At 61.1% G+C, this 17,819-nt stretch carries 18 protein-coding genes; 8 read left to right on the plus strand and 10 right to left on the minus strand.

Annotation, left to right across the window (positions count from 1 at the left end; genetic code table 11):
• Position 1: 1 nt before the first annotated feature.
• Positions 2–496 carry a YcgN family cysteine cluster protein gene (locus H4W29_RS03915; RefSeq protein WP_192727754.1) on the minus strand — a complete coding sequence of 165 codons (495 nt, stop codon included), beginning with the start codon at positions 494–496 and terminating at the stop codon, positions 2–4.
• Between the two features lie 185 nt (positions 497–681).
• On the opposite strand from H4W29_RS03915, the gene H4W29_RS03920 reads away from it, so the two are divergent.
• From H4W29_RS03920 to H4W29_RS03930, 3 genes are all read left to right on the plus strand, one after another.
• Positions 682–2,865 (plus strand): transglycosylase domain-containing protein, encoded by a 2,184-nt coding sequence (locus H4W29_RS03920; protein WP_192727755.1) that lies wholly within the window; start codon positions 682–684, stop codon positions 2,863–2,865.
• Between the two features lie 129 nt (positions 2,866–2,994).
• Positions 2,995–3,582: a DUF1214 domain-containing protein gene (locus tag H4W29_RS03925; protein ID WP_192727756.1), complete on the plus strand. Its 588-nt coding sequence runs from the start codon at positions 2,995–2,997 to the stop codon at positions 3,580–3,582.
• On the plus strand, positions 3,575–4,123 hold the full coding sequence (locus H4W29_RS03930) for a DUF1254 domain-containing protein (RefSeq protein WP_192727757.1): 549 nt from the start codon (positions 3,575–3,577) through the stop codon (positions 4,121–4,123). Before H4W29_RS03925 ends, H4W29_RS03930 begins: the two co-directional genes overlap by 8 nt.
• Positions 4,124–4,244: 121 nt before the next feature.
• Here H4W29_RS03930 and H4W29_RS03935 read toward each other — a convergent pair whose 3' ends face one another.
• A complete protein-coding gene (locus tag H4W29_RS03935) occupies positions 4,245–4,415 on the minus strand; it encodes a hypothetical protein (protein WP_192727758.1) in 171 nt (56 codons plus the stop codon).
• A 542-nt stretch (positions 4,416–4,957) separates the two neighbouring features.
• Between H4W29_RS03935 and H4W29_RS03940 the strand changes: the two genes are divergently transcribed.
• The gene (locus tag H4W29_RS03940) at positions 4,958–5,164 is read left to right on the plus strand and encodes a hypothetical protein (RefSeq protein ID WP_192727759.1); all 207 of its coding nucleotides are present in this window, start codon (positions 4,958–4,960) and stop codon (positions 5,162–5,164) included.
• A 256-nt stretch (positions 5,165–5,420) separates the two neighbouring features.
• The gene (locus H4W29_RS03945; protein WP_192727760.1) at positions 5,421–6,470 is read left to right on the plus strand and encodes a DUF2336 domain-containing protein; all 1,050 of its coding nucleotides are present in this window, start codon (positions 5,421–5,423) and stop codon (positions 6,468–6,470) included.
• A 76-nt stretch (positions 6,471–6,546) separates the two neighbouring features.
• On the opposite strand, the gene H4W29_RS03950 is transcribed toward H4W29_RS03945, so the two are convergent.
• The 4 genes from H4W29_RS03950 to H4W29_RS03965 all read right to left on the minus strand — a co-directional run bounded on the left by H4W29_RS03950 (position 6,547) and on the right by H4W29_RS03965 (position 11,163).
• Positions 6,547–8,133 carry an ABC-F family ATP-binding cassette domain-containing protein gene (locus H4W29_RS03950; protein WP_192727761.1) on the minus strand — a complete coding sequence of 529 codons (1,587 nt, stop codon included), beginning with the start codon at positions 8,131–8,133 and terminating at the stop codon, positions 6,547–6,549.
• Between the two features lie 125 nt (positions 8,134–8,258).
• Complete coding sequence (locus tag H4W29_RS03955) at positions 8,259–8,597, minus strand: DUF1491 family protein (RefSeq protein ID WP_192727762.1); 339 nt, start codon at positions 8,595–8,597, stop codon at positions 8,259–8,261.
• Between the two features lie 37 nt (positions 8,598–8,634).
• Complete coding sequence (locus H4W29_RS03960) at positions 8,635–10,083, minus strand: methyl-accepting chemotaxis protein (RefSeq protein WP_192727763.1); 1,449 nt, start codon at positions 10,081–10,083, stop codon at positions 8,635–8,637.
• Positions 10,084–10,188: 105 nt separating this feature from the next.
• Positions 10,189–11,163, minus strand: coding sequence for an oxidoreductase (locus H4W29_RS03965; protein WP_192727764.1), 975 nt, complete (start codon positions 11,161–11,163; stop codon positions 10,189–10,191).
• A gap of 154 nt (positions 11,164–11,317) precedes the next feature.
• Between H4W29_RS03965 and H4W29_RS03970 the strand changes: the two genes are divergently transcribed.
• Positions 11,318–12,385, plus strand: coding sequence for an AraC family transcriptional regulator (locus H4W29_RS03970; RefSeq protein WP_192727765.1), 1,068 nt, complete (start codon positions 11,318–11,320; stop codon positions 12,383–12,385).
• 17 nt (positions 12,386–12,402) lie between these two features.
• Here the strand turns inward: H4W29_RS03970 and H4W29_RS03975 are convergent, their stop codons facing one another.
• Both H4W29_RS03975 and H4W29_RS03980 read right to left on the minus strand, forming a co-directional pair.
• On the minus strand, positions 12,403–13,356 hold the full coding sequence (locus H4W29_RS03975; protein ID WP_192727766.1) for a peptidoglycan-binding domain-containing protein: 954 nt from the start codon (positions 13,354–13,356) through the stop codon (positions 12,403–12,405).
• Positions 13,328–14,866, minus strand: a complete 1,539-nt coding sequence (locus tag H4W29_RS03980) for a sensor histidine kinase (RefSeq protein WP_192727767.1) — start codon at positions 14,864–14,866, stop codon at positions 13,328–13,330. Before H4W29_RS03980 ends, H4W29_RS03975 begins: the two co-directional genes overlap by 29 nt.
• Before the next feature lie 450 nt (positions 14,867–15,316).
• Between H4W29_RS03980 and H4W29_RS03985 the strand changes: the two genes are divergently transcribed.
• Both H4W29_RS03985 and H4W29_RS03990 read left to right on the plus strand, forming a co-directional pair.
• Positions 15,317–15,853 carry a DUF5330 domain-containing protein gene (locus tag H4W29_RS03985; protein ID WP_192730667.1) on the plus strand — a complete coding sequence of 179 codons (537 nt, stop codon included), beginning with the start codon at positions 15,317–15,319 and terminating at the stop codon, positions 15,851–15,853.
• A gap of 208 nt (positions 15,854–16,061) precedes the next feature.
• The gene (locus H4W29_RS03990; protein WP_192727768.1) at positions 16,062–16,484 is read left to right on the plus strand and encodes a SufE family protein; all 423 of its coding nucleotides are present in this window, start codon (positions 16,062–16,064) and stop codon (positions 16,482–16,484) included.
• A 90-nt stretch (positions 16,485–16,574) separates the two neighbouring features.
• Here H4W29_RS03990 and H4W29_RS03995 read toward each other — a convergent pair whose 3' ends face one another.
• Together H4W29_RS03995 and H4W29_RS04000 are read right to left on the minus strand one after the other, a co-directional pair.
• Complete coding sequence (locus H4W29_RS03995) at positions 16,575–17,000, minus strand: YciI family protein (RefSeq protein ID WP_192727769.1); 426 nt, start codon at positions 16,998–17,000, stop codon at positions 16,575–16,577.
• A 295-nt stretch (positions 17,001–17,295) separates the two neighbouring features.
• Positions 17,296–17,727 carry a Ros/MucR family transcriptional regulator gene (locus H4W29_RS04000; RefSeq protein WP_007821525.1) on the minus strand — a complete coding sequence of 144 codons (432 nt, stop codon included), beginning with the start codon at positions 17,725–17,727 and terminating at the stop codon, positions 17,296–17,298.
• Positions 17,728–17,819 lie beyond the last annotated feature (92 nt).

Consider the following 17,819-nt stretch of genomic DNA (forward strand, 5'->3'; position numbering starts at 1 on the left):
GTCAGCCGGCCTTTTCCTGGGCTTCCCGGTTTTTTTCGGCGTCCTCTCCGACCGTCAGCGGCCAGTCGACGACATAATCCTCGAAATCATCGACATCTACGTCGTTTTCGCTGATGGTGCGGCCGCGGGCCGAGATGCCGGCAGCGTGGACGGTTTCCGGATCCCCTGATACCAGCGGGTGCCACCAGTAGAGATCGCGGCCCTCATTGACGAGGCGATAGCCGCAGGTCGGCGGCAGCCATGCGATCTCGGAGACATTCTCCTTGGTGAGCTGTACGCAGTCAGGCACGAAATCCCAGCGGTTCGGATAGCTGGAACATTGACAGCTCTCGCTGTCGAGCAGCTTGCAGCGGACCGAAGTGAAATAGACGTCGCCGCTATCCCATTCCTCGAGCTTGTTGAGGCAACAGAGGCCGCAGCCGTCGCAGAGGCTTTCCCACTCTTCGGCATTCATTTCGGCAAGCGTCTTGCGCTTCCAGAAGGGCAGATCGTTCATCACTCGTTTCTTGCAACAGCCGCCCGCAAATTCGCGTGACGACCATTCAACTCTCTTGTTCTTGTGCGCAAAATCAACCAATCATTCAACTTGCTCCGGCTATCCGGAGAGTTGTGGCCCCTTTCAGGCCCCGCTCGGCGTCCGGGTTCACGGTCGCCGAGCGTGCTCAGGCGGGAATATAGGACGTGCAGGATCCGGACAACCCAGATAATGGGCCAGACGAACCCGAAAAAGGGCAAGGCAGGAAGCCTCAGAAGCAGCAGTCGAAAAACCGACACCTGTTGCTGCGTATCGATTCGTGGATCGACTCGACCATCTGGAATGCTGGCTTCCGCGCCGCCGAAATCTGGGAAGACACCACCATCTTCTTCCGCCGCTTCCGCGTTCGCGGCTGGAAACGCGCGGTGTTCGAACTCGCCGGCGAAGGATTGACGCTCGGCGCCGTCGGCATGGTGCTGATGCTGGCACTCGCCCAGCCGGCTTTCGAAGCTACCAAGGAAGACTGGCGCAACCGCGGCGATTTCGCCGTCACCTTTCTCGACCGCTACGGCAATGTCATCGGCCATCGCGGCGTGATCCATCAGAATTCCGTGCCGATCGACGAGCTGCCGGATTCGCTGATCAAATCCGTCCTCGCGACCGAAGACCGCCGCTTCTTCGACCATTTCGGCATCGACGTCGTCGGCCTCTTTCGCGCCATGGTCACCAATGCCCAGGCCGGCGAAGTCGTCCAGGGTGGTTCGACGCTGACGCAGCAGCTCGCCAAGAACCTGTTCCTCTCCAACGAGCGCTCGATCGACCGCAAGATCACCGAGGCTTTCCTGGCGCTGTGGCTCGAAGCCAATCTCTCCAAGAAAGAGATCCTCGCGACCTATCTCGACCGCGCCTATATGGGCGGCGGCACATTCGGGGCCGCGGCTGCGGCGCAATTCTATTTCGGCAAGAACATCACCGACGTGAATCTGGCCGAATCCGCCATGCTCGCCGGCCTCTTCAAAGCACCGGCAAAATATGCCCCGCATGTGAACCTGCCGGCGGCGCGTGCCCGCGCCAACGAGGTGCTGACCAACCTCGTCCAGAGCGGGCTGATGACCGAGGGACAGGTGATTGCGGCGCGGCGTAATCCCGCCACCGTCGTCGACCGCAACGAGGTGGAATCGCCGGACTTCTTCCTCGATTGGGCCTTCGACGAGGTGCAGCGCCTGTCACCGCGCTTCCATCAGCGCTCGCTGATCGTGCGCACCACGATCGACATGGGCATCCAGCAGGCGGCGGACGATTCCGTCGAGACGTCGCTGCGCGAATATGGCGAGGCCTATCACGCCAAACAGGGCGCGATGGTGATGATCGAAAACGGCGGTGCCGTGCGCGCCATGGTCGGTGGACGCGACTATGGCGAGAGCCAGTTCAACCGCGCCACCAAGGCGCTGCGCCAGCCGGGCTCCTCCTTCAAGGTCTATACCTATTCGGTGGCCATGGAGAGCGGGATGACGCCGAAGACGACGATCATCGACGCGCCCATCTCCTGGGGCAACTGGAGCCCGCACAATTACGCAAACCGCTATGCCGGGCGTATCACGCTGGAAACCGCGGTCGCCCAGTCGATCAATACCATTCCGGTGCGCCTTGCCAAGGAAAAGCTCGGCATTCAGCCGATCCGCGCCATGGCCAAGGCCATGGGCGTCGAAACGCCGATCCGCGACGACGTGACGATCCCGATCGGCACGTCCGAGGTGACGGTGCTTGATCAGGCAACGGCCTATGCGGTGTTCCCGACCGGCGGCTACCAGTCCCGCCGTCATGGCATCACGCAGATCCTCGATTACGATGGCGACGTTCTCTACGATTTCGATCGCGACGAACCACCCGCCCAACGGGTGCTTTCCGAACAGGCGGACAGCTACATGAACCAGATGCTGTCGCGGGTGCCCTATGTGGGTACAGCGCGAAAGGCAGCCCTCGACAACGGCGTCGTTACCGCCGGCAAGACGGGGACGACGCAGGCCTATCGCGATGCCTGGTTCGTGGGCTTTACCGGCAACTATACCTGCGCCGTCTGGTTCGGGAACGACGACTACACGTCGACCAACAACATGACCGGCGGTTCGCTGCCCGCCATGACGTTCAAGCGCGCCATGGACTATGCCCATCAGGGCGTCACGCTGAGGGCCATTCCGGGCATCGAAAACCCGCTGCCATCCGAAGAGGATGTCGCCAAGGCCCAGGCTAGCAAGCCGAAGGACGGCGTCCCGACCCTCATTCGCCCGCGTATGCTCTCGGTGCAATCGACAACCATTCTCAAGGGCATCGGCGAAAAGCTGAAGGATGCTGCACCGCTTGAAGTGCAGAAGGTGGCGAGCGCAGAGTGATGCTTCCGCTATTTTAGTCAAACCAACATCCGGTTTGCCAAGACTTGGGGGACACATCGCCTCACGGCATTCCACCCTGCCAGAATCAGTGGTAACCCTTTCAACTGATTTGATCTTCAAGGGCGCAAGGTGTTTCGGTTTCCCCTTTTCATCCTGATCACGCTGATCGTCGCCTTCGGCGGCGGCATTGTGATTTCGCTTTATGCGCTGGATGCGACGCAGGGATTTGGGGCGATCAAGCTCGGGGCGTGGGAGGCCTTTCCGGAACTCCAGACCGTCGACGCCGACCCCTATGCGAAATCGCACCGCGCGCGCGCCGGAAAGCTGCTCTATGGCAGCGCCGAAGGTCTGACCTTTACAGCAAGTGTCGACGATAACGGCGAGCGGCTGAATGCCGCCTGCCACTACCGCATCATCGGCCAGACGCCGCCGGCGCGGCTGTGGACGCTGTTTACCGCCGACAATGCCGGCAACCCCGCCTCGCTGCAGCAGTCCCTGCCGGCGGCGCTGAATTCATGGACGGTGCTGCGCCAGCCGGACAGCAGCTTCACCATCGACATCTCATCACATGCCCGGCCCGGCAACTGGCTGGCGCTCCCGCAGGCCGGCACGTTCCGGCTGGTACTGACGCTGTTCGACACGCCGACAGCCGGCAGCTCCGGGGTGATCGACCTCTCCATGCCGAAGCTCACCAAGATCGGGTGCGGCAATGCTTAGGGTGTTCTTCGCTCTCCTCGCCGGGCTTTTCGGTGCAGCACTTCTGCACCTCGTCATCATTCTCGCGCTGCCGCACTTCACGGGTCGCGATGCGGCGACGCGTGTGGAGGCGGAGGGCGATCCGAACAATTTCTATCTGTTGACCGGGCGCTATGACGAGGCAGGGCTTGCCAATGGCGATCCCTTCATGCGCACCGCCGTCTGCTCCTTCGATGTGAGCGAGGCGCCGGTGCACTTCACCGCCAAGGGCAACGTGCCCTTCTGGTCGATGGCGATCTATGACAGCGCCTCAAACGAGGTCTTCAGTATGAACGACCGCACCTCCGTCGGCGGTGCGCTCGATGTTGTCGCGGCAAGCCCGATCCAATTGACGGACCTCCGCAAGAACCTGCCGCAAGAACTGCAGCAGACGATCATGGTGGAGATGGCGCATCCCGAGGGCTATGCAGTGCTGCGCACGCTGGCGCCGCAGGCAAGCTTTGACGAAGCTGCGCGCGCCTTCCTGACAGAAGCGGGCTGCGACGAGATCGACGCCCGCTAAAGCATGTCGCGCAAAAGTGTGCAGCAGTTTTGCGATAACGACATGCGTCAAACAAGGACTTAAAGAGTGGTGAGCGGATCTGGAAGATCGCGACAACACACTTTAAGGTTGTTTTCGTCGGTTACTTATTCTTGACGCGCGGCGCAGAATGCGCCGGATTTTTCTTCGGGGTTTCGACAATCCGTTCGTAACGGACGCCGGTGAACCAGAGGATTTTTGCTTCGCCGGGCTCCCTGCCCGTGCGGCGCGGCGCCTCGCGCAACCGGTCCGCCAATGCGACTACAATTGCCATTCTCGTCTCCATGCACTGCCCGAGACGGATGAACTTGCGATGGATTTCACCCTGCCCGCCATGCTGCGGGCCAGCGCGTCCTCAAGCGCCGGATGAACCGGACCGAGGGCATTCGCGCCTTTCTCACGGCACCTGATCGAAATACCGTGATGTTGCGGAGCTTCCACGATCCGTATTCCCCAAATCGCGTCGTTCCTGTCCGAATTGAGACACACGACCGTTAACAGATTACTAATATTCAGCCACTGCTCTCAGCAGTCTGCTCGACGTTGAGATAACGCGCAGAATGGTTGTTTGGTTTCAGTCGCGGAAAAGAAAAGACGGGCTGAAAGCCGCTCGATAAAATTAGAGATAATTCACATAGTTAACAGTTCTTCTCCGCTGAAGCGTCCGTTGGTCCGCAGGTGTTGCAAATATGCGTCACAAAAATATTAATTGCGACAAGGGTGGATGGGTGTATCCTGATCCTATCGGCCAAGAGTTTTAAGGCGATGGCCGCCTGGGAGATTATACGTGCTCTTGCCGTAATGCGGAGAGCAGCCATGTCCTTTCTGTATAACTCCGCCTTCACCTCAGAAGATTTGGATGTGCTGCGCGGTGCGCTGGATGCGTGGTGCGCGGAAAAGCATATCGACATCAGAAGTGTCGAAGCGCAGTTCGCTGCTTCGACCGCGCTCGACCTTTACCAGTCGGGCCACGACGATCACGACAAACTGCTGTCTGCACTCAGAGGCCGTAAGGTCCTTTAGATTATTTGCCGGCTATTTATCTACATCTTTAAAAACTGAAAATCGGCCCGCTTCCGGGGCGTTCAATTTTATTTTGCCGGCTCACCAATCAACGACACGCGAAACGTGTATTTTTCTGTTGCATTTTAATAGAATCTTCAGCATCCATTAACCGTGCCGGTGTAGGATTTGTTCATAACCGTATGTCTGACATGCGTCCCGCCAGCGTTTGTCGGTCCACGGTCTCCCGCTTGTTCTGCGTTTTCAGGGTGTGCTTGTGCGTGACCGGTTTCGAGACCTAGAGGGCCCTTTGGCCATCAGGAAGAAGGACGTGGTGTTAATGGCGACTGTCAGCAGTTTCGAGAACCTGTCGCATCCGACACGCTCCGAACTGCGCCAGTTTGCCGAACTCTTCATGCCGCTTTTCCAGGCCTCTTCCGAAGAGGCAAGGCGTCAGGCCGTAGCCGCCCTTTCCCAGTGCGCGAATATGCCGGCAGCAGTCGCACTCTTCATCGGCAACCAGCCGATCGAAGTCGCCGCTCCTTTCCTCACCTCCTCCAAGGCAATCAGCGACGACACGCTGATCACTATTGCCCGCACCCATGGTGCTGCGCATGTGAAGGCGATCGTCAGCCGTGATTCCCTGTCACCCAAGGTGATCGATGCGCTGGTGGCGCTGCGCCAGGCCGAGCCCCGCTCATCCGCCGCCACACCTGCCGAACAGCCGGCCATGCCGCTTTCGCCGATGCCTGCTGCAACCGAAGCGGACCAGGAGGAAACACAGCGTCTTGCCAATGAAGAGGCGCTGCGCGAGCGCATCCGCGGCCTTGCCGGCCATCTCGGCCGCAATGATGAGGACCGGCTCGGCCTTCGCTCACTGTCCGATATCCAGGAGGCGCTGCTGGTGCGCTTTGCCCGCTCACGGGAAGCCACGCATTTCGCCACCGCACTTGCCGATGCACTGTCGGCCAGCCGATGGCTTGCCGAGCGCATCATGCTCGATCTCTCGGGCCAGCAGCTCGCCACCACCTTGACGAGCCTCGGCATGGACTTCCTCGATTCCGTCTTCGTGCTGGAAAAACTCTATCCACATCTTGCCGAAGTGCAGCACAATGTCAGCCGCGCCTTCCTCGTCCTCGATGCGTTGGACCCGGAAGAGTGCCATTCCCGCGTCGAGGCCTGGCGGCGGGCCGACAGCTACACCTACAATCGGGACCGTCCGGCCGCTGCTGAGCCGGCTCCCGCAGCCCAGACGCAGGCTCCCGCCTATCGATTCATCCGGCAGGCGCCGCTGCGCGACCTCAAGAGCGTCAACCGGGCGCGCTAAAGAAGCGTTTACGACCCACGGTATCGGAAAACCTGACGCGTCGATTCAACGAGTCAGAGCATCTTTGGTGAGGGCTTCAGCGCGCCGGCAACTCGAGCCGACGCGTGATGCCGACCATCTCCAGAAACACCTCGTCATGGCTGACAATCAGCAGCGCGCCGTCATAGGCTCTGAGGCCTGCTTCGACGGCAGCGATGGAATCGATGTCGAGGTGGTTGGTCGGCTCGTCGAGGATCAGCAGCGACGGCGGCGTCGCACCGCCGAGAACGCAGGCTAGGCCGGCGCGCAAAAGCTGGCCTCCCGACAAAGTAGAGACGATCTGCAGCGCCGCGTCCGCCCGGAACATGAAGCGGGCGAGTGCTGCGCGGCAGGCATTCTCGTCCGATTGCGGGTTCAGCCGCCGGAAATTGTCGCGGATCGAGGTCTTGGGGTCGAGCAGGCTGACGCGCTGGTCGAGCATCGAGACGGAGGTCAGCACGCGGACCGTTCCTTCCCACGGCTGGAGATCACCTGAAATCAACGCAAGCAACGTCGTCTTGCCCGAGCCGTTCGGGCCGGTGACGGCAATACGTTCGGGGCCGGTGACCTCAAAGGACTGTTTGCGGATGATGGGCTTCTCCGCCTCGTAGCCGGCAGTGACGGCATCGATCCTCAGCACCGATCTGCCTGGCGGCAGGCCGGTCGAGGGCAGCTTGACAGAGAGCGGCTGCAGGATCTCGATGCGCCTGCGCGCCTCCTCGGCATCCGCAAGCGCCTGCGTGTGACGCCGTTCGGCGAGGCGGGCATTCTCGCCACTGGTATTCTCCGCCTGCCGCTTCAGGCCGCCGGCAACGATGCGCGGCATATCACCCTTGGCCGCTTTCTTCTTGCCGGCGCTGTCCTTGCGAGCCTTGCGCTCAGCCGTTTCCTGCGCGCTGCGGGCGACCTCCGCCACACGTTTTTTGGCGTCCGCCAGATCGTGTTCGGCGGCAGCAAGATCAAGCGCCTTGCGGGCGCGGTAATCGCTCCAGTTTCCGCCGTAGCGGGTGGCGCCCAAAGTCGTCAGCTCGACAATGGCATCCATCGTCTCCAGCAGTTCGCGGTCATGGCTGACGATCAGGGCGCCGTGGCGCCAGCCGCCGAGAAGCGAAATCACCGCTTCTCGCCCATCCCGGTCCAGATTGTTGGTCGGCTCGTCGAGGATGAGGAAATCCGGATCTTCGAAGATCAGGGCGGCGAGTGCCGCGCGGGTGCGCTGGCCGCCGGAGAGCGCTGCCAGCAGCGTCTGCGGCACGGCGATGAGACCGGCACGTTCCAGTGCGGCTTCCATGCGCGCTTCGAGCGCCCAGTCAGCGGAAGCGAGTTCATCGCCGCTCGCTTCGCCGCCTTCAGCGCGGCGGAGAATGGCAAGTGCCTGCGTTGCACCGAAGAGATCGGCGACCGTTTCATCCGGCCCGACCTGCACACTCTGGCGCAGTATGCCTATGGTGCCGGATACGGCAACGGAGCCGGTCTGTGGCTGCAGTTCGCCGGCGACCAGCTTCAGAAGCGTTGTCTTGCCGACGCCGTTGCGACCGACGAGGCCGGCGCGCTCAGCGTTGAAGCTCAGATCGATATTGGAAAAAAGCGGCCAGCCGTCAGGCGTGGACCACGAAAGATTGGAAAGTGTAATGGATGCAGGCATAGAAATCCCCGATGGCAAGGCGAATTGGCGTTGCGATCAGGTTCATATCCATTGAGCACACATCCTGTTGGTATTGCGGATGGCGGTAAACTAGGCGGGAATTGCCGTAAATTCAAGGCAAGCCATCAGCCGGCCATCGGGATGAGCTCCGAGATCTCGTCTGCCTCCAGCTCGACGATCCAGAGATCGGGGTCGAACTTGCGCTCGCGCTCCAGCATCTCCCGCACCCTGTCCGGCTCCGCGCGTTCCAGCCTGACTTCGAACAGGCGGTCGCCGCTGCTCTCCTCATCGAAGAAGCTCTGCGGGGCCGGCGCATAGAGGGTTTCGAGCCCGTCGCGGAAGCGCTGGCGAATGAAGATCGCGCCGGCTTCCTCCGCACCCTTCTTCTCCACGGCAGCAAAATCGCCGGCGGAGAAAACCCTGCGGACGAGAGCGGAAACGTAGATATCGGCGCGCAATCTCATGGGCGGGACATAGACTGGATGGCAGATGGCGGCAACGCTATACTTTTACCGCCAACCGCAAACCACCCCAATGCCTGCCGCGGACGGAGATTGGGGCGGAAATATCTTTCATCATGACGAAGTTGCCGCCGCCCATGTCCCGCCGGTAAGTCTGGACGAGGAAGGGCGCAGTACTTCTGCCGGCAGCAAGTCCGACGCGATCGTTGAAGATGCGGCGATTGCGGCAGTTGGCCGTATTCCAGACGACATCGCCCGGCCGCTGCGGCTCGGAGAATTTGCGATTATGGGTTGGCAGGTAGCCGTTTTCATCGACGGCGGCGCAGAAGGCGATGCGCTGGTCGGAGCCGGCAACCGGCTCCTGGATCGGCGGCAGGAGGCGGTCGGTGAGTTCGGTGAAAGGGGCCATCATCTGCATCGGATCGGTGCCTGATATCGGCCGGTACTGCCGGTTGAACAGGCTCTCCATGCCGATTACACCTTCAGCGACGGCACGCTCCAGAGCATGCGATATCTGGCCGGCGATGGATTGGGCCTGTTCGATCCAGTGGCGGTCGGCGGTTTCCACGCCGGCGCTCGCGGTCAGCTGGATCAACGTTTCCGACAGACCGACGACGCTGTCGACGCGTTTTGCCGCCTGCTGGAGCCGGCCGTTGGAATCAAGCACCTCGGCCGACATTTCGCCGAGCTTGGCGACGAAGCCGGCACAATCGCGATCCACGGCCTCGGTCGTGTTGGCCATGACCGCGGATGAATCGAGGATGCGGGTGATGACATGCTCCATGCTTTCGAAGGCGCCGCGCATCGCTTCGGACTTTTCGCTGACGCCAGAAGCACTCTTGCGCGCGCCCCCGCCGACAGCCGAGAGACGGTCGATCTTGAGCCGAAGCTGCTCCAGCGTTTCCTGGATGGAACCTGTCGCCTTGGAGGTCTGCAGCGACAAGGCGCGGATCTCAGAGGCGACGACGGCAAAGCCCTTGCCAGCCTCGCCGGCGCGGGCGGCCTCGATTGCCGCATTGAGTGCCAGAAGGTTGGTCTGGCGGGCGATGGTGCTGATTTCGGCGGCCACCTTGTCCACGTCGGTCAGCGAGCGGGAGAAGCCGGAGATTTCCGTGCTGATCTCTTCCGAGGACTGGACCATGTGACGGATTTCCGAGACCGAGCCGGACAGACGATCGGCCGATTCCTTCAGCATGTGGCGCGCTTGCGTGGCGGTCCTGTCCGTCTCGCGCAACGAAACGGCGACGGAGCGGTTGGTCTCGGCGATGGAAAGGGCTGTGCGGGTAACGTCATCAAAGGCCGCGGCATGGCGGGCGGACATCGCCGCCATGTCCTGGATGGCGCCGGCTATATCGACGAGGTCGACGCCGAGCGTGGAGGCCTCTTCGGCAAGGCGCGAGAGGATATGGCGCAGCGCGTCGCGATCCGGTCCATCCGGCTCATAGGCCGGGCTTACGGCATTCTCCCCTACCGCCTTCAACGCCTGCATGATCGAGCTCCCCCAAGCTACATTAGGGAAGCTTCAAACAACATGGTTAACAACTGGCTAAGAATAGCGGCGCTTATACTTAGGTCTTAGACCGTTCCGATGCCTTCAGCTCTGCGTCAGACCCGTCAGTCTTTCACTCATCTGCCAGAGGCGCTCGGCAAGCTCGGGATCGGTCGCCCAGGGGCGCACGCCGAGCAGTTCCTCGGAGTCGGCAGGCACTGCCCTGGCGATATCGCAGTTCTCGCAATAGACGCCGCCCATACCGTTTAGCTCATCGCTGACAGCGCACCAGACAGTCGTTGCCGCACCCTGGGCAATGGTCTTCTTGTTGTTTTCAGGGTCGATGACCGGGTTGCCATCGGCATCCACATAACCACTCGCCAGCAGATATTCGCGCGATTGGTGGCGGATGAGATCGGTCGTGACGATGCCGCCCGGATGAAGCGAGAAGGCCCTCACGCCCTCTCTTGCGCCCAAAGCGTCCAGCGAAACGGCAAATAGCGCATTGGCGGTCTTCGACTGGCCATAGGCGACATAGGGCTGATATTCGCGGTTCTCGAACATCGGATCGTCGAAATCGACGCCAGAGCGGACATGGCCGCGCGAGGAGACCGCAACAACACGGGCGCCCTCCGCCTTTACCAGCGCCGGCCAGAGGCGAGCGGCGAGCTGGAAGTGGCCGAGATGGTTGGTGGAGAATTGCGATTCATAACCGCGATTGTCGCGCGTCAGCGGGTTGGCCATGACGGCGGCATTGTTGATGAGGAAATGCAGCGGCTTGTCGTCTTCGAGAAAACGATCGGCGAACTCGTCGATCGTATCAGGATCCATCAGGTCCATATAGGCGAATATCAGGCCGGGCACGCTTTCGCCAGCGGCCCTCGCCTTCTCGATATTGCGGGCGGGCACGATCACCTTGGCGCCGGCCGCCGCCAGTACGCGGGCGGTTTCGAGGCCGAGACCGGCATAACCGCCGGTGACGATCGCCACCTTGCCGGTGAGGTCATGGCCGGCAATCACCTCTTGCGCCGTGGACGCTGCGCCGAAACGTGAACCAATGGGAGCTTGGGGAGTGGACATGAAATGTCTCCTTTCCAGAGGATTCCGTCCCTACGGGTGACGGTAATGCTCTATCTCTTTGTTTTTATGCAATTCGAGACGCAAGAACTGCTGCGCACGCCTGCTGGAATTGCTCTGGTCGGGAAGTATCTATGTCCGGCAGACGGGATTCTGAATGCTTGTAAATCCCGATTTCTTGCGCCATCGTACAAAGATGAGAAGCGATCCCCTCTCCGAAATACTCAGCCTGCTCGATGCCCGCTGCCTGATGGCCGGCGGCCTGATTGCCGGCGGCCTCTGGGCGATTGCCTTTCCGCAGCCGAACCGCATCAAGATCAGCGCGGTGGCCAAAGGCCGCTGCTGGCTGGTGCTCGACAATGGCAGCGAGCCTATCCTGCTCGAAGCCGGCGACGTCGTTCTGCTCAACGGCAAGCATTCCTTCATGCTGGCAACCGATCTTGCGTTGGAGCCCGCCGATGCCGTCACGACCTTCAAGGGAAAGAAGGTCAATGGCATGGCGCGGCATGGCGTCGGCGAGGATTTCCTCTATATCGGCGGGCATATCGCACTTGGACCGACCGGCATGGCGTTGCTGCTCGACATGCTGCCGCCGGTCATCCATGTGCGGGCGACCCTTGCTGAGGCCGGCGTGTTGCGCTGGCTGCTGGACCAGCTGGTGCGGGAAATGGCCGCGGGCAAACCGGGCGCACTGCTTGCCTCGGCGCAGCTTTCGCAGCTCATCTTCGTGCAGGTGCTGCGCGTCCATATCATGACATCGGAGCCGCTGACGGTCGGCTGGTTGCGTGCCTTCGGCGACGAGAAGATCGCGCCGGCGCTGCGGCTGATGCATTCGGACCCGGCGCATAACTGGCAGCTTGGAGAACTCGCGAAATCCGCCGGCATGTCGCGCACCAGCTTCGCATTGCGCTTCAAGACGATCGCGGGCGTCGCCCCGCTCACCTATCTTACCGCCTGGCGCATGCGCCTTGCCGAGCGCGCGCTTCGCGAGGGCTCGATGCCCGTCTCCTCGCTGGCGCTTTCACTCGGCTATACCTCCGAAAGCGCCTTCAGCAATGCGTTCAAGCGCGTGACCGGCATTGCGCCGAAGCGCTACCGGACCTCGGCTGCCATTAATATCGGACCAATCGAAGAGGTGGTCGATGTCGAGGGGCGAGTGCAGACGGTGGACTACCGGCTCCTTCGGCTGGCGGGTCAGCCGTCAGCCCTGTCGCGGCAGGGCTGATTTCAGTCCGGTATTGCTCAGAGCGCGCCGATTTCCTTGAGCTTCTTCAGCACGGCTTCGCTCGGCTCGCCATTTTCCGGAAGATTATAGTGCTTCTGGAAGTGCCGGATAGCGGCGCGAGTCTGGTCACCGGCGACGCCGTCGACGCCGACATTGGCGTAGGCCATGTTGACCAGGCCCTTCTGAATCTTCAGCACCATATCGACATTGGAAACGCCCGATAACGGAACCTGCTTCGGCGCCGATGGCGCCGTCTTGACGGTCTTTTCGGCGCTGCGGATGGCAGCTGCGACCGGGTCTTCCTCCGTCGCCTTCGACGTCACATCTTCCCGAGGCTTCTCGGGAGGGACGGTCGAGGGACCGGCGGCATCGGTTTTGAGCGCGGCAAGCACTTCAGGCGTCGGATCGCCGCTCTGCGCCATGCCGACCGTTTCCTCGAAGAAGAGGATGGCGGCACTGGTGCGTGGGCCGATGACGCCGTCTGCATTGCCGTTATAGAGACCGCGGCGGATCAGCTCCTTCTGGATATCCATCACGAGCTGGTTCGGCTGCTGGCCGGCAACAGCAGGTGGCGGCGTGGTCTGGGTCGTCGCGGTGGCATCGTCCGGCCGCTCGATGCGGAACGTGGTGACATCGCCTTGCTGCTCGGCCTGAGGACGAAAGCCGATAGCGGTTGGCGCGCCCGGATCGCGCGTGCGGAAGATCGGATGCGGGTGCGCGCCCGGCTGATACCAGAGCGCATTGGCGGCGACGAAAGAGAAGATGACGACGAAAGCGATCGTGCCGCCGGCAATGGAAGGGTTGCGGCCGATGACGCCGCCGAGGGCGCCAGCCCCTTGGAGACCGAGACCACCCAGCGCGGTCGCGCCCTGCAGGCCCACACCGCCGAGCGCCGCCACACCGGTCATCAAAAGGCCCGGCTGCTGCCGCCCTTTCCTGCCCTTAGGCGATTTTCGCTTGCGCGCGGCCATCGAAGAGCCCCTCCCCCAGTTCTGCGGCATCCACCGCACTCTTCAGCCGCGGCGGAAACTCGACGGTCCCCGTCTGGCCGGTATCCTCGCCGGTGCAGGCGCCGGAACCATCCGCGGCGATCTCGATGGTGATGATCGTGCCTTCGCCCGGCTGGCTGGCGATGGCGAAATGACCGCCATGCAGGGCGACCAGGCCCTTGACCAGCGAGAGGCCAAGACCCGTGCCCTCGAATCGGCGGGTATAATCATTCTGGATCTGGACGAAAGGTTGGCCGAGTGTGGCGAGCCTGTCGGCGGGAATGCCGATGCCGGTATCGCTGACCGTCAGCTTGAGAATACCGTCGCGCATGGCCGCATCGACGGTCACCACGCCGCCGGCTTCGGTGAATTTTACAGCATTGCCGACGAGATTGATGAGGATCTGCTGCAGTGCGCGCTGATCGGCCACGACCTCACCGATACCACGCTGGACACGGCTCGTGAGCGTCACGCCCTTGCTTTTCGCTTGCAGGGCCAGCATCGATTCGCAGGAGCGGATCGACGCGCCGATATCGAAAGCTTCGAGCATCAGCTCGTAGCGGCCGGCCTCGATCTTGCTCATATCCAGCATCGTGTTGACGACGGAAAGCAGATGCGCGCCGGAATCACGGATCAGGCCGACATATTCACGTTGGCGCTCGTTCTCGAACTTGCCGAAATATTCGCCGATGAGGATATCCGAAAAGCCGAGGATGGCATTCAACGGCGTGCGCAGCTCGTGGCTGACAGCGGCAAGGAAACGGGATTTGGCATCGTTGGCCGATTCCGCATCGGCCGCGCGCGTCTGCGCCTCGGCGCGAAGCCGCTGTTCCACCGAAACATCATGCAGCTGGGCGATGACGGCCGAAAGCACGCCGTCGACATCACGCCGCGCGGTCATGTCCATGCGCAGGTAAGCGAACTGCCTGTTATCGCGCGAGACGGAGGGACGCTCCAATCTCAGATCGACGATCGCCTTTTCCTCGCCCTGGCGTAGCGCATCCAGCGCCTGGAGGAAAAGGATGCGATCGGAAACATGCACCTGTTCGAAGAAGCCACGGCCTTTCAGGTCGCGCATCCAGGCGAGATAGTCGCGCTTGTCGCGGCCGCCCGTCATCGTCACGCTGCCATGCGGGTCGAGGAAGAGTACGAGGCCCGGGCTCATCTCAAGGAAGAGATCGTCGGCACTGGCTGCGGCTGCGTGCTGGGGAATAGCCTGGCGGGCGAGCGCGATGCTGCCGACGGCGGAAAAAAGAAAGGCGGCGCAGACCGTGGCAACGCCGGCCGGCAGCGCAACTGCGGGGCTGGTGACGATGGAGAGGCCGACCGGAGCGGCGACAAGAGCGGCAGAGGAGAGGAATACCAGGCGGCGCAGAATGGTGAGCTCACTCTGGCGCACAGCTTCGCCGCCGCTCGTGCGGGAGAGCCAGCTTGCAGCTGCCCGGTCCACGAGGGCTGTCGCCCGACCGCCAATGTCACTCAATACACGCACGCAATACCTGCCCGAAAAGGCCTTTCATTGACCCGGACAATAGGCCCCCGCGGCTTAAGGAAAGGATAAGGCAAAGTCGCCTTCCACAGCCCAAAAATGCTAAAAGTCCCGTTTTGGGCCATCTGCGTGGCTCTTTGAATTTTGTGGTTAATAGCAGGTAAGCGACGGATTTTCCTCATATTTCAGCATTGCGTTAACTCTTGTGGCAGAGCGGCGGGGCAAAAACCCAGCAATTGCAGGCGGCGGCTGCCACCATGCTTAACGACATCTGGTAGAATTTGACTGAAATGCCCCGAAAATACCGATCATTAAAATTTGAGACAAATTTGCCGCAAATGCCAATGAGTTTCGAAAAGCTGCATTCGCAACTCGGCAGTAAGGTGCAGACATACCGGACAACCGGCCCGATTCGGCGACAAGACCGGACGGGAAAACAGGATGGGCAAGACAATGTGGTTTCTGATCAAAGGATCATTCTGGTTTGGCCTTGTGCTCGTCGCTCTCTCCGTTTTCAGCTCGGAGAGCTCCGACAATGCCGGCCACCCGCAATTGCAGCTTTCCGACGCCTTCACCGCGGCAAGCGGCGCCTATGACTATATGACCGGCATGTGCTCCGAAAAGCCCGAGGTCTGCAGCAAGGGTGGGGAAACCCTGACGGCTCTCGGCTACCGGGCCCGCGAAGGCGCCCGTGTCGCTTATGAGCTGCTCGATAGCCAGTTCAGGGATGACAGCTCCAAAATGGCTTCCGCAAAGACGGCTGTGCCGCCGGCGACTGTGGCAGTCGCCGCTCCCTCCCTGGATGCCGTTGGCAACATGGTACGTGAGGCGCAGGCCGCACTGAACCAGCCGATGCCGCACCTGCCGCAGCCCTACCGCCCGCCGGTCGATGACGGCGCCTCGGCCGAACAGGTCGTAACTGGCACTATCTCGGCTGGCACCATTCCGCCTGGCGCGATCCCGCTGCCGACGCCGAAACCGGCGATCTGACGAATTTCGCGGGCATCCGCCCGTACCCAAGCTTGCATCGGTGGTCCGCATGACGCGGAGATGCCCCATGCCTGACGTGCCTGCCCTGTTTATTTCAGCACTTTGCTGCGCCGTGAGGATGCCCATCCCTCACGGCGTTTCTTTTTAATGGTTCAAATCTGCGGTCGTTTCACCTATATCATCCAGTAACAGTGAAAGGCCTGACAGCATGGCGACCCTCGACCAGATCATCGACGACTTCTCCTTCCTGGACGATTGGGAAGACCGCTACCGATACGTCATCGAACTCGGCAAGGCGCTGCCTGATTTGGCAGACGAGAAGAAGACTTCCGAGAACAAGGTGATGGGCTGCGCCAGCCAAGTATGGCTGGTGACGCATACGTCAGGCAATCCCGACGATCCGGTCATGACATTCGAAGGCGATTCCGATGCACATATCGTGCGCGGCCTCGTCGCCATCGTGCTCGCCACCTATTCGGGCAAGACGGCGTCCGAAATCGCGTCGCTCGATGCTTTCGAAATCTTCTCCAAGATCGGACTCACCGAAAACCTCTCCTCGCAGCGCTCCAACGGGCTGCGCTCGATGGTGAACCGCATCCGCGAGGAAGCGCGTGTGCGCGCTGTCGCCTGAGGGCGCGCAGCAGGCATAAATACAGAAGTGGCTAAGGCTGAGCGCCCGCAGATTTCCGCGGGCGCCCACATACAACATCTTCGGATGGGATTACTTGCCCTCAGCCATTCTTTCGCGCAGGCGCTCTTCCTGCTCGACAAGCTCCGGCGTGAAGGCTTCGCCGAAATCGGCAGCTTCGAAGACCTGGCGGATTTCGATCTCGCTCGGACCGGGCATCGGATTGGGGCAGCGCTTGACCCATTCCAAGGCCTCATCCATGTCCTTGACCTGCCACAGCCAATAACCGGCAATCAGTTCCTTGGTCTCGGCGAAGGGGCCGTCAATCACCAAGCGCTTCGGGCCATCGAAGGCGACGCGCTTTCCCTTGGAAGACGGATGCAGGCCTTCGCCCGCCAGCATGATGCCGGCATTGACCAGATCCTCGTTATACTTGCCCATGGCCTCCAGAAGTTCAGTCGAGGGCATGACGCCCGCTTCACTGTCTGCTGTCGCCTTGACGATGACCATTACGCGCATTGTCTCTTCTCCTCTCATACGGCGGCATGAGCGCCTGCCTGTCTTGATATCTCCGTTTCCTTCGAAACACGGAGATGCTCGATCTCTTTGTTCTCACGTAATTCCGAATACAAAACCGCTGTGCACTTTTGCTGGAATTGTCTTAGAGACGGATGAGCAATCACCAGACCGACATTTTTTACCGCGCTTTTTTTGAAGATAAATAACAAGGCCAAAAGTCATGGGAAGAGACGACCGGCAAATACAAAAAAGCCGGGCAGCAGGCCCGGCTCTTTATCGTCAAGCGGTCTAATACTCAGCCGCGGCCGCGCTTGCGGCGCTGTCCCAGGCCCATTTCCTTTGCGAGGCGCGAACGCGCTTCGGCATAGGCCGGGGCTACCATCGGGTAATCGGCAGGCAGGTCCCACTTCTCGCGATATTCTTCCGGCGCGAGATTGTGATGCGTCATCAGGTGGCGCTTCAAGGACTTGAAGTTGCCACCGCATTCCAGGCACGTAATCTGCTCGTCCTGTACGGACTTGCGGACAGAGACTGCAGGCTTCTGCTTTTCGACGACCGCTGCCACCGGCTGCGGTACGGATGTGTTGCTCAATGCCGAGTGTACATCGGAAATCAGATTGGCCAGGTCGCTGACCGGGACAACGTGGTTGCTGACATAGGCCGCGACGATATCGGCCGTCAGTTCCACAAGCAGCTCCGGCGCATTGCCGGTCGCCATATCCGTCATATTCTTTCTCCTGTTAGCATGCTCAAACGGTCCTTCTCCCAAAAGACGAAGAACCCTCGTCGTAGAGCCAAACAGCAAAAGCGCAGGTTAGA

The sequence above is a fragment of the Rhizobium viscosum genome (assembly GCF_014873945.1).
Taxonomy (GTDB): Bacteria; Pseudomonadota; Alphaproteobacteria; order Rhizobiales; family Rhizobiaceae; genus Rhizobium; species Rhizobium viscosum.